Here is a 12,551-nt window from a genome sequence, read left to right as displayed (position 1 = left end):
TTCATGTGTTAGCCCTGAAAACAAAAAAACCCGACTCAGCAGCATTCATCAAGCCACTCAATCAGGTTTTGCCCGCCATTGACGGTAACAATCCAACTACCGCTAAATTAACATGTTACTACCCGACGACAAGCAGGTAGAGCTAAAAATCGTGATGCAGATCTCCTCTTGCGTTAGAAAATAAATTAGCCCCTCTTTTTAGCTCTTATTCGCGTTGAATGAATATTGCCTGTAACACGCATTACTCGGGAAATAGTCACTTAGGATTAGCCTCTATTTATTAAGAATTTTCTCAGTGTAATTAAGAAAAATTAAATAAAGTATGAGAATGAAAATATATTCCTTTCACTTGAGATTGATTCTTTATCACAGTTTACATTTCATTTCGCATATTAAATTTATGTATAGAGAATAGTTAATAGCTCGCATTAAATTATGAATAACCTTTGGCATACTCACATAAATAAGCTCTATATTTTCGTTATACCCTCTTAATTGATTTATATCATATGAAAGTAACAAATTATTTCCTAAGGTGGGTATTAACCCTCTATCCATATTTTATTTTCGCCAAAAAATGTCCTTCGCAAAGGGAATGTCGATGAATAACAATAAAAGACCGATCACTGGCTCACTGAGTCGCCGTGAATTTATTCAAACATCTGCCGCAGTCACCGGCGCTGCGGCAATTGCCGGTTCTATCACCCTACCTTTCTCGGTACAAGCCGCGCTAGCACAGGCGGAAATAGCCAATCAAGAAACAATTAAATACAGCGCTTGTCTGGTTAACTGTGGTAGCCGCTGTCCTCTAAAAGTACATGTCAAAAAGGGTGAAATTATTAAGATTGCTAATGAAGCAATTTATGATGACTCTACATTTGGCGAGCATCAAATTCGGCCCTGTTTGCGTGGCCGTTCGGTCAGATGGAAAACCTATAATCCCGACCGAGTTAAATATCCTATGTTGCGAGTAGGCAAACGTGGCGAAGGTAAATTCAAACGAATCAGTTGGGATGAAGCCACCACTATTGTGGCTAATAATCTAAAAAAAACTATTGAGCAACACGGCAACGAAGCCATTTATTATCAATACGGTTCTGGCTCTACCGGCGCTAATTTACAAGGGCGCAATGCCTGCAAAAGAATGCTCAGTTTGCTTGGCGGTTTTTTGGACCAACACGGGACCTACTCCACCGCGCAAATTAATACCGTGATGCCTTATATTTATGGGAATGCGGATGAAACCCTGCTCGATGAAATTAAGAACTCAGATTTAGTGGTGATGTTCGGCCATAATCTGGCCGAAACGCGAATGTCCGGCGGTGGACAATATATTGAAACGGTTCATGCTCTGGGGAAGAGTAAAGCGAAAGTTATTATTATCGATCCGCGGATGACTGACAGTGTTACCACCCTTAATGCCGAATGGATACCTATATTCCCCGGTACCGATGCCGCACTGGTCGCCGCATTAGGTTATGTATTAATTAAGGAAAATCTGACAGATGAAGATTTCCTGAAGGAATATTGTGTGGGGTGGGATGCCAGCACATTACCCGTCTCTGCTCCGGCCAACAGTTCATATAAGGATTATATTTTAGGCTTGGGTATCGATGGAGTAGAAAAAACACCGGAATGGGCCAGCGAAATAACCGGTATTGCGCCCACTCGTATTATCCAGCTCGCACGCGAGTTAGGAAATGCCCGTGCAGCCTGGATTTCCCAGGGGTGGGGCATTCAACGCAGTGCCAACGGTGAACAGGCTGCGCGCTCAATTATGATGTTGCCGTTGTTGACCGGAAATATAGGTAAGGCCGGAACCAATACCGGAGCCTGGGGCGGGAACGTCAAATATCCCGTACCGGGATTCAGCATTCCCAATCCAATAAAAACCGCCATCCCTTGCTTTATGTGGACTGACGCTATTTTTCGTGGCACTGAGATGACCGCTAAAAATGCCCATGTGAAGAATAAAGATAAACTGGATACCAATATTAAGTTTATGTGGAATTATGCCAGTAATGTGATTGGCAATCAGCATTCTGATCTGAATAAAACCCACCGTATTTTGCAAGATGAGTCGCTGTGTGAATTTATTTTAGTGTGGGAAAACCACATGACCCGCTCAGCTAAATATGCTGATTTATTATTACCCGACGTCACCTCGGTGGAATCCAATGATTTAATTGATAACTCCTATGCCAGTGGGGCTTATCACTACGTGACACGACTGCAAAACGCTATCGAACCTATGTGGGAATGTCGCCCGTCTTATGATGTTTTAGCCGAAATTGCGGCTAAATGCGGTATAGGCGAAGCCTTTACCGAAGGTCATACCCAGCAAGAATGGATTGAAATTAGCTATAACAAAATGCGCGAAAAGAACCCGGCGCTGCCGTCGTTTGAGCAAACTAATGACAAAGGTATTATTGACCGGATTTATGCCGATAGCAGTCAATATATCGCCCTAAAAGACTTCCGAGATGACCCGCAAAATAACCCATTGAAAACACCATCAGGCAAAATTGAGATCTACTCAGAAGCGCTTGCCACACTGGAAAAAGAGTGGCAACTGGCCCCCGGAGACCGCATTACTGCCGTCGCTGAATATTGCCCAACATTTGAAGGTGTCAGTGATGTCGACACACTAAGAACCTACCCGTTACAAATGACTGGTTTTCATATTAAAGGCCATTGCCACTCATCTTATTACAACGTGGCAATGTTACGCGAAGCAGTGCCACATCAGTTTTGGATGAACCCCATTGATGCTCAGGCCCGTGGCCTCCAACCAGGCGAGATGGTCGAAATATTCAATGATCGGGGGCGGATACGCATTGCGGTCAAAATTACCGAGCGCGTTTTACCCGGTGTGATTTGTGTACCGCAAGGAGCATGGCGCAATCTCAACAAGGAGGGCATTGATGTGGGCGGTTGTATCAATACCTTGACGACCCAGCGCCCATCGCCATTAGCGAAAGGTAACCCACAACATACCAACCTCGTTGAAGTTAAACGCGCATAAGGAGTTGAAAAATGAAGCAATATGTTTTTTTTGTCGACTCTACCAAGTGCACTGGATGCAAAACCTGCCAAATCAGCTGCAAGGATGAGAAGAACCTGGTTCTTGGGCCAAAACTGCGCCGGGTCTACGAATATGGCGGCGGTAGTTGGACACAACAGGACAATATCTGGGTACAGAATGTCTTCAATTATTATCTTTCCATTGCCTGTAATCACTGTTCATCACCCACTTGTGTCACCGGCTGCCCGACCGGTGCGATGCATAAACGTGAAGAAGACGGCTTGGTGGTGGTGAATCAGGATTTGTGTGTGGGTTGCCGTTACTGTGAAATGCGCTGCCCCTATGGTGCGCCACAATTTGATGCCAAAAAGAAACTGATGACCAAGTGCGATGGTTGCTATCAACGCGTTGCCGAAGGACATAAGCCCGTTTGTGTCGAATCTTGCCCACAACGGGCGTTAGATTTCGATGAAATCACCGTATTACGTGATAAATACGGCGAAGAAGATGCAGTAGCGCCCTTGCCCCTGACCCATTTAACACAGCCTAATCTGGTTATCAGAAGCCATCGAGATGCCAGGCCATCCGGTGATACATCAGGCCGCATCCAAAATCCAGCGGAGGTATAAAATGCATGAATTACCTTTAGTATTCTTCACCGTACTGGGGCAGACCGCCGTTGGCGTGTTTGCTTTGGTGTTCTTGAGTCATAAACTCGGCCTGACTACAGCACAACAGCTCAAACAAGCCAATATTGTCGGTCTGATTCTAATGCTTGTCGGTTTAGTCATTGGCGCTCTGCATGTCGGGCAACCTCTGAGAGCGATGAACATGTTACTCGGTGTTGGCCGCTCCCCGATGAGCAATGAAATACTGCTCAGCACTCTGTTTGTCGCAATGGCTTGTGGCACGGTTTTTTTCTCTGTCATCGTAAAAAATGCAGTACTGGCCATGCTGTGTAATGTGGCGACAGTGATTTTCGGCTTAGCCTTTGCGTGGTCAATAACACAAGTTTATCAATTGACCACAGTGCCTAACTGGGATACCTCATACACCGCATTACAGCTATGGATGACAGTATTGGTCGGCGGCGGTGCTTTCGCCATCCTTACTGGCGCACGTCAGGTGGGAGCCACGGCGTTGTTAGTTGGCGCTATCGTGACGTTGGTGAATAAGCCGGGCTACTTAAGTTTTCTGGGGCAAAGTTCAGTGGAGCTGAGTAGCCAGCAGGCTATGTTTTGGGGAGTGCAAATCCTGCTACTCACTTTGGGCATTTTCGTGGCCGCAGCAGCATTACTCAAAGACCGGATCCCACGAGCGACACTGGCAGTGAGTGCTTCCGCGCTGGTTATCGCTGAATTAGCTGGACGCATCGCTTTCTATAATCTCTGGCAAGTCCCGATGTAATGTAACGCGTTTTTAAGGCTATTAATTTTTAAGACCATTAATTTTAAAACCACGGTTCAGCCGCATTCCTCTGCGGCTAAACAAAAAGACAGTGACCGGCCAAGAGAGAGAAAATGTTGATGTTATTAAACACGACCTTGCCACGCATTCTCGGCGCGTGTTTTTACTATCCCCCGCAGTCCGATATCATGCGGCGACTCTGGCCATTGCTGCCACAAATAAAAGATCTTTTCCCGTGGCCCCATCCGACCAGCATTGCCCGTTATTGCCAACAGATACCTGATATTTCGCCAGAACAATTGGAATATGACTTCTCGGTACTGTTTGAAGGGCAAGGTGAAATGCCCGCGCCGCCTTGGGGGTCTGTTTATCTGGATAAAGAAAATATTTTGATGGGAGCCAGCACCCTGCAATATCGTGAATTTCTATCAACATTAGGGCTAGCCAGTCAGAGTGCTATTCATGAGCCGGAAGACCAGTTCGGTCTAATGCTGTTAGCTTGGGTGCATCTCATTGAGCACTCACCGTTAACTCAGCAACAGCCACCTGATTCAGCAATAGTGCTGCTCACCGAGCACCTGCTGCCATGGGCCTATCGCTATCTTGAGTTGGTCAAAAATGCACAGGTCGAGTATCGGATTTACCCTTTATTAGCTGAAATAACAGAATGTTACCTAAAGGCCCTGCACACGAAATTGGGTTTATTCCCCCATCCTCATGAGCTGTATCGGTGAAAAAATTGATGAACAGAGATGAGCGCTACTACAAAGCCTATATGGAAAGCCGGGTTATCAGTCGTCGGGGGCTATTTCGTGGCTTATTAAAAGGGGCAGCCAGCGACTCACCACCTGCAACTCACCCTCATCCGGTGATAAAAAATCCTTGCCAGAACACCTATATCTATTGTGATAGCTGTGCCGATTATTGTGAAAAACAAGCGCTACTCTGGCAGCCCAACCAGCCCCCAACATTGGTTGATAAATTATGTGATGGTTGTGGTGAATGTGCGCTTCGATGCCCAGCCATGGCACTTGAGATGGCGTTAACAAGCAAGAAAGTGGGGGATTAAATCAGGTATTATTGAGGGATAAAGAGATACCGCTGAACACCGGATAAACCCGGCAATATAACGCCTGCCTATACTCGCCAATACTCCTCATTTACGCGCAGACACTAAATAAGTAACCCCGCAGTGCTGATGCCAGTACAATGTCCGCATCTTGAAGTCCCTTGTTCCACAGGAGCGACACCGTGCACCATTACCCAGCCAGCTATACCTATGATGAAGCGAGCGACGAATACCATATCCAATACCGCGACTTTCCAGAATTAGGTTCTGTGACTTACTCGGTCGGCAACATTGAGTTAGAAGCCCTGGAAGGCATTAAAAACGGCATTGCCACACAGATAGAAGAACAGCGCCCAGTCCCGATGCCATCGGCATTGCAACCCGATGATATTGCTATTCGCATACCGATTCTGATGCGCCTGAAAGCAGAATTGCACAATGCTATGCTCAACACCCAAACCAGCAAAGCCGATATGGCCCGCAAACTGGGCTTTAATGCCGCACAGATGGATCGCCTACTCAATGTGGATTACGCCTCAAAGGTGGAAGTTCTGGAACAAGCCCTTTATTTAGTGGGTGTTGAAGCTGATGTAGCGGTAAGAAAAATCGGATAATTGGCCTGGCCCAACTGCAATCGCTCAAATTTAATGCAAGAGAGTAACAAATTGTTATTAGGCGATAATTTAAAAAAACGTTAATAGCTTCACACTTCAATACATTGACTAACATTGATGGCTATTTATGTACAAAAGTGTGATCTAATGCATAAAATTACAGTATTGAAAATCGCTCTCTATTGGGATTACATTAGCGCCATCGACTCGCAGACAGTGGCTGAGTGACTCAGGCTGGCGAGGGTGCTCCAAGGGGGAGTGGTTAAATGAAATATTTCTTTATGGGTATCTCAATTATGTTGGTGGTTTGGGTTGGCACCTTCATGATGATGGTCGAATAGTATTCGACTGAGATATTCACTACCTGACATCGTATAAAGGGCGCATTGACGCCCTTTATCAATTTAGACTCGAGATCATTTACCCGGCATCATTCTGCGCAAAGTATCATCGCGGCGAATATAGTGATGGTAAAGCGCCGCCAATGCATGAGCACCAATCACGAAATATCCTAAATTAGCAATTAATTCATGTATTTGTTTTAGATAAGCCCGTGCTTCATCATTCGGTGTCACCCATTGCGGGACTTGCCAGCCGAGCAAAAACCAGGTTTTTCCACCATAGGCCTGCGCCAAAACACCCAATATCGGTAACGATAAAAACATTAAATACAGGCACCAATGCAAAATATGAGCGCCTAATAATTGCCAATCAGGCAATTTAGGCGTGATTGCCGGTATCGCATTTTTGTGGCGCAACCAGAGCCGTGCCAACATGAGCAACCAAACAGAAAGACCAAAATTAAAATGCAGGTTTTTCACTAAGGTTCTGTCTTCATCAGGAACCGCATCACTGAGCAGCATGGCCGCATAGGTCAAAATGATCATCAATAACGTTAGCCAATGTAAGGTTATCTGGGATGATGAATAGCGATTTCTCATAGCCGCACGCTCCACTTAAATAACGCAATTAAGACTAAGTATGGTGTTAAACAGATGAAGAGAACATTAAGGATGGGTAGATAACCTGTTGAAGAGTGACTTTTATTCTGACTGAAGCCCTAAGCTACCAGCCAGAATAAGGTTATTTGGCGCTATGAATTGTTAACGGATTAAGCCGTTTCCCCTGATGCGGGTTTACCCGGTTTTAGCAAACCATCGGCACGGAACATACTTTTAATCCCGCGTACGGCCTGGCGGATCCTGTCCTGATTCTCAATCAGGGCGAAACGGACGTGGGTATCACCATAATCTCCGAAGCCAATCCCCGGCGAGACGCAGACTTTCGCTTCAGATAACAATAGCTTGGCGAATTCAAGTGAGCCTAAATGCGCATAAGGTTCGGGTATTTTGGCCCAGACATACATTGATGCTTTCGGATTCTCAACCATCCAGCCCGCTTCGTGCAGCCCGCGAACCAAGGCATTACGCCGTTGGCGGTATTGTTCGGCAATATCACGCACACACTGCTGATCCCCTTCCAGCGCAGCAATGGCAGCAACCTGTAATGGAGTAAAAGTGCCGTAGTCGTGGTAGCTCTTAATCCGCGCCAATGCATTGACCAATTCGGGGTTACCGACCATAAAACCAATACGCCAGCCCGCCATATTATAGCTTTTAGATAAGGTAAAGAATTCAACTGCAATGTCTTTTGCCCCCGGGACTTGCATGATTGATGGTGCTTTCCAGCCATCATACACAATGTCGGCATAAGCCAAATCATGCACCACCAGCACATCATATTGCTTCGCCAGCGCCACTACGCGCTCGAAAAAATCCAGCTCAACACATTGCGCCGTCGGGTTAGACGGGAAACCGAGGATCATCATTTTCGGTTTCGGTATGGTTTCGCGAATGGCTCTTTCCAATTCGCCGAAGAAATCAATGCCCTCGGTCAGAGGAACCGAACGCACTTGCGCACCGGCAATGACCGCACCGTAGATATGAATAGGATAGCTGGGATTGGGCACCAGCACGGTATCACCGTGATCCAATGTCGCCAGCATCAAATGCGCCAACCCTTCTTTTGAACCGATGGTGACAATGGCTTCACTTTCAGGGTCAATATCCACCTGATAACGATCCGCATACCAACGCGAAATAGCCCTGCGCAAGCGAGGTATCCCGCGCGAGGTGGAATAGCCGTGGGTGTCTTCACGTTGTGCGACACTGCACATTTTCTCAACAATATGCGGCGGCGTCGGGCCATCCGGATTACCCATACTAAAATCAATGATGTCTTCACCACGGCGACGCGCAGCCATCTTCAACTCAGCAGTGATATTGAAAACATAAGGGGGAAGACGATCAATTCGGGTAAAACGACGTTTGGAAGGGGATTCAGCCATAATTTCCTCAAGGATACGTTAGCGCCCGGACCGTCCGAGCGACGCTGACCAGTAAATGGTCTATTAATGAACATATCCCAGCGCTGATTAACTGTCGATAGGCTGATAACAAATATCCCACTCATCGGAGTTCAACGCGATAGCTCAAATTCACTATCCAACAGCCCCAATACCCAGTCATCACACCATTGCCCATCTAACTGGAAATTATCACGCAAGGTGCCTTCCAACTGAAAGCCGCAGCTCTCCAGCGTCCGCCGCGAAGCATGATTCCCCACAGTAACCGTGGCTTTCATTTTATGGAATTGGCATTGTTGAAAACCAAACGCCAACACCGCCATCAGTGACTCTTTCGCAAAGCCTTTGCCGTGATATGACGGCAATATGGCATAGCCCACCTCAGCCTGTTGCAGCGGCAGCCACTCAGCTAAAAACCCGGTCAACCCTATCGCCTGCCCGCTTTCTCTTTCGCGGATAACCAAGCATAACCAGTGATTGGCGGTTTTTTCCCACGGCATGATACGCGATTCAAAACGACCCCGTATTTCGGCCATTTCCAATGGGTCCGCAATATAACGCTGGACGTCCGGGTCTTGATGTAGTTGCAAAAACAGAGGCCAATCCTGTTCATTAAGGCTATCCAGAACCAATCTTGGTGTTCTCAACGAAAGAGGAGAGTGGCTAAACATGGGGATCACCGGCACTATTTTTCCTTTAATATGAATATGTTGATCGTAAAACGAACAGCGAAAATTAAAGAGGAAATTCTGCTAAAACCTCATCCCTTTATTCTTCTCCATTTTACTTAAATAATGTTTACCTCAAGATAACAAAAAACATACAAATGGTCAGCAAAGCACAACCGTTACTCGGGCCTCAACCTACCGCTATTGGAGAGTCAACATCATGGCTTCATTACAAATAGACGATATCCCCGCAGCAATCAAAGCGGTGAAGCAACAATTACGTCAAGCGCTACCCCATTATCAGCAGGTCTTCCACGCTGTGGAAGAGAATATCCGCCAGCAAGTTAGTGAGATCCGTCGTAGCTTGGATCAAGGCGAGAATCCGGTCCCTCGCATTCATGCCGATGATATTATCAATGGCACAGTCACTGACGAGCAAAAAGCCCAAATAAAACAACGGGGCTGCTGCGCTATTCTCGGGGTATTCCCGACAGAGAAAGCCGCAGCATGGAACCGTGAAATCGGTGATTATCTGGATCGCAATAATTTTGTCGAGCGCTTGAAAAATGCAGCGGAAGACAACTACTTCGGCACTCTGGCGGCCAGCAAACCCCAAATCTACGGCATTTACTGGTCAACTCCACAGGTTGAAGCCCGCCAAGACTCACGGATGAATGCGGTACAGATATTCTTAAATAATCTGTGGCAAACCGAAAGCAATGGCAAGCAGCACTTTGATCCTAACCGAGTGGTCACTTATGCCGACCGCACCCGCCGCCGCCCGCCAAAATCCTCATCTCTGGGCCTATCACCTCATGTGGATGGCGGTTCTATTGAACGTTGGCTGGATGAGAATTTCCGCCATGTTTATCGCCATGTATTCTCTGGTGAATGGCAGAAATACGATCCCTTTGCTGCTGAAGGTCGCCCGGAAGTGCGCGAATTCCCGTCACCCGCGGTATGTTCCATGTTTCGGACATTCCAAGGCTGGACTGCGCTGACACCGCAACGCACCCATGCCGGGACGTTAAACGTGATTCCAATTGCTAATGCCATGGCCTATATTCTGCTGCGTGCTTTGCAAGATGATGTGGCGGATGATGACTTATGCGGTGCGGCTCCGGGCCGGGCTTTATCGGCCTCTGAGCAATGGCATCCCCTTTTAATTGAAGCCATTTCCCCTATTCCGGATCTGGAAGCTGGCGATACTGTATTTTGGCACTGCGATGTTATCCATTCGGTAGAAAACGAACATAACGGCGAGTTTGACAGCAATGTTATGTATATCGCTGCTGCCCCTTGGTGTGAAAAAAATGCCGCTTATTTACCACGCCAGTTAGCCAGCTTTATTGATGGACGTTCTCCACCAGACTTTGCAGCCGATGATTTTGAAGTCAATTTTGTTGGCAGAGCCACAGTCGATAATTTAACCACCATCGGCAAGCAACAATTAGGAATGACAAAGTAATCTTCTTCCACCAGATACTCTGCCGGAGTTTATTGCTCCGGCAGACTCCCCCAGCTATTCGACTTAATAGCACTGATAAAGTAGCAGTCTCCCCCCATTTTCCTTATAGTGATTCGCTTATTCGCCCCAGGATCTGATGGTTTCTTACCGCTAATCCCCGGTTGTTATCAAGAGAAAACAGTGTGCACCAGATATTTGAAATGCTATTAGCGGTATTTGATCGCGCCGCATTGATGTTAATTTGCTTGTTCTTTCTGACCCGCACCCACTTATTTCGTCAGTTATTGCAAAAAGAGAAACACACGCCGCTAGAATTGGCTGCAGTCACTGCTATCTTCTCGTTATTTGCTATTTTCGGCACCTATTCCGGTATCAATGTTGAAGGCTCGCTGGTTAACGTGCGGGTGATTGCCGTAATGTCCGGCGGTATTCTATTTGGCCCGTGGGTGGGGATTATTACCGGGCTTATTGCTGGCTCTCATCGTTATTTAATTGATATTGATGGTATTACCTCGGTCCCTTGTCTCATAACCAGTATTATTGCGGGTCTGATGTCGGGTTATATCAACCTGAAAGTCAAAAAAGAGCGGCAATGGAGTATAGGTATTCTGGCCGGTATGATTTGTGAATCGCTGACCATGCTCTTGGTGGTTTTATGGGCCAAACCGACCGCATTGGGTATCGATATTGTGTCTAAAATCGCCATTCCGATGATTTTAGGGGCAGTCTGTATCGGGCTAATTGTGCTATTAGTGCAGAGTGTCGAGGATGAAAAAGAGGTCATTGCTGCGCGACAGGCAAAACTGGCCCTGGATATTGCGAATAAAACCTTACCCTATTTTCGCCATATCAACGGCGAATCACTGCGCAGTGTATGTGAGATTATTCGCCATGATATCAAGGCCGATGCGGTCGCTATCACCGATACCCAGCATATTTTAGCGTATGTCGGCGTCGGGGTGGAAACCTATAATATCGGTCATGAAATCATCAGTGATATAACCAAAGAAAGCATTCAACGCGGTAAAATTACCATCCGCAATAATGATGAAGTCCACCGAACACCCCAAATTCATTCCCTTATTATTATTCCGTTATGGGAAAAAGGCGAAGTGACGGGTTCGCTGAAAATCTATTATTGCCATGCCCATAAAATCACTTATTCACTCAAAGTGATGGCGGTCGGTTTGTCACAAATCATCTCAACCCAAATTGAGGTTTCACGCATTGAACAACTGCGCGAAATGGCAAATAAAGCGGAAATGCGGGCGCTGCAAAGTAAAATTAACCCGCACTTTTTATTTAATGCCTTAAATGCCATTTCCTCATCAATTCGTATTAATCCAGATACCGCGCGTCAATTGATCATCAATTTATCTCGCTACCTGCGCTATAACCTTGAGCTAAATGATGAGCAAATCGATATCCGTAAAGAACTGCATCAAATTCAAGACTATATTGCCATTGAGCAGGCGCGATTTGGCAGTAAGTTAACCGTCATTTATGATATTGATGATGACATTGCACTAAAAATCCCCAGCTTGTTGATCCAGCCGCTGGTAGAGAATGCTATCGTGCATGGTATTCAGCCGTTCCGAGGTAAAGGTGTGGTGGTGATTGCGGTTAAAGACAGCGGTGACCAGATAAAAATCTCGGTGAAAGACACGGGCAATGGAATCAACCAGGAAACCATTGAACGCGTGGCAAATAACGAAATGCCCGGCAATAAAATCGGCTTACTGAATGTTCATCATCGAGTGAAATTACTCTATGGCGAGGGTTTACAGATACGCCGGATGGAACCAGGTACCGAGATTTCTTTTTATATCAGTAAAAATGGCGGCAAAGTCCATGCAGAACCCAGCATTTCAGCCGGAGCTTAATCCGTGAAAGCAATTATTGTCGAAGATGAATTTCTGGCTCAGGAAGAATTAA

Annotated in this window: 12 protein-coding genes; 9 read left to right on the top strand and 3 right to left on the bottom strand. The window is 46.3% G+C overall.

Annotated features, from left to right (window positions below):
- Positions 1-601: 601 nt before the first annotated feature.
- From ACNSO8_RS07600 to ypdK, 7 genes are all read left to right on the top strand, one after another.
- Positions 602-3,025, top strand: coding sequence for a DmsA/YnfE/YnfF family dimethyl sulfoxide reductase (locus ACNSO8_RS07600; RefSeq protein WP_418394287.1), 2,424 nt, complete (start codon positions 602-604; stop codon positions 3,023-3,025).
- A gap of 11 nt (positions 3,026-3,036) precedes the next feature.
- Complete coding sequence (locus ACNSO8_RS07595) at positions 3,037-3,654, top strand: DMSO/selenate family reductase complex B subunit (protein ID WP_418394286.1); 618 nt, start codon at positions 3,037-3,039, stop codon at positions 3,652-3,654.
- Position 3,655: 1 nt separating this feature from the next.
- On the top strand, positions 3,656-4,432 hold the full coding sequence (locus ACNSO8_RS07590) for a dimethyl sulfoxide reductase anchor subunit family protein (protein ID WP_418394285.1): 777 nt from the start codon (positions 3,656-3,658) through the stop codon (positions 4,430-4,432).
- A gap of 119 nt (positions 4,433-4,551) precedes the next feature.
- Entirely contained in the window at positions 4,552-5,166 is a 615-nt protein-coding gene (locus tag ACNSO8_RS07585; RefSeq protein WP_418394289.1) for a TorD/DmsD family molecular chaperone, read from the top strand.
- An 8-nt stretch (positions 5,167-5,174) separates the two neighbouring features.
- Entirely contained in the window at positions 5,175-5,501 is a 327-nt protein-coding gene (locus ACNSO8_RS07580) for a 4Fe-4S binding protein (RefSeq protein WP_418394284.1), read from the top strand.
- Between the two features lie 182 nt (positions 5,502-5,683).
- The gene (locus ACNSO8_RS07575; RefSeq protein ID WP_418394283.1) at positions 5,684-6,115 is read left to right on the top strand and encodes a hypothetical protein; all 432 of its coding nucleotides are present in this window, start codon (positions 5,684-5,686) and stop codon (positions 6,113-6,115) included.
- Positions 6,116-6,381: 266 nt separating this feature from the next.
- The gene (ypdK, locus tag ACNSO8_RS07570; protein ID WP_098057507.1) at positions 6,382-6,456 is read left to right on the top strand and encodes a membrane protein YpdK; all 75 of its coding nucleotides are present in this window, start codon (positions 6,382-6,384) and stop codon (positions 6,454-6,456) included.
- A gap of 75 nt (positions 6,457-6,531) precedes the next feature.
- On the opposite strand, the gene ACNSO8_RS07565 is transcribed toward ypdK, so the two are convergent.
- The 3 genes from ACNSO8_RS07565 to ACNSO8_RS07555 form a co-directional block, all read right to left on the bottom strand.
- Positions 6,532-7,056 carry a cytochrome b gene (locus tag ACNSO8_RS07565; protein ID WP_418394282.1) on the bottom strand — a complete coding sequence of 175 codons (525 nt, stop codon included), beginning with the start codon at positions 7,054-7,056 and terminating at the stop codon, positions 6,532-6,534.
- A gap of 170 nt (positions 7,057-7,226) precedes the next feature.
- Positions 7,227-8,462: an alanine transaminase gene (gene alaC / locus ACNSO8_RS07560; RefSeq protein ID WP_418394281.1), complete on the bottom strand. Its 1,236-nt coding sequence runs from the start codon at positions 8,460-8,462 to the stop codon at positions 7,227-7,229.
- A 131-nt stretch (positions 8,463-8,593) separates the two neighbouring features.
- Entirely contained in the window at positions 8,594-9,151 is a 558-nt protein-coding gene (locus ACNSO8_RS07555) for a GNAT family N-acetyltransferase (RefSeq protein ID WP_418394288.1), read from the bottom strand.
- A gap of 217 nt (positions 9,152-9,368) precedes the next feature.
- Here ACNSO8_RS07555 and ACNSO8_RS07550 point away from each other — a divergent pair, with 217 nt between their 5' ends.
- Complete coding sequence (locus ACNSO8_RS07550; RefSeq protein ID WP_418394280.1) at positions 9,369-10,616, top strand: DUF1479 domain-containing protein; 1,248 nt, start codon at positions 9,369-9,371, stop codon at positions 10,614-10,616.
- Between the two features lie 182 nt (positions 10,617-10,798).
- Entirely contained in the window at positions 10,799-12,499 is a 1,701-nt protein-coding gene (locus tag ACNSO8_RS07545; protein WP_418394279.1) for a LytS/YhcK type 5TM receptor domain-containing protein, read from the top strand.
- Positions 12,500-12,551 lie beyond the last annotated feature (52 nt).

This window comes from Yersinia sp. LJYL362 (assembly GCF_048323875.1).
The sequence above is the reverse complement of the archived record's forward strand: the minus strand, read 5'-3'. Positions and strand labels throughout refer to the sequence as shown.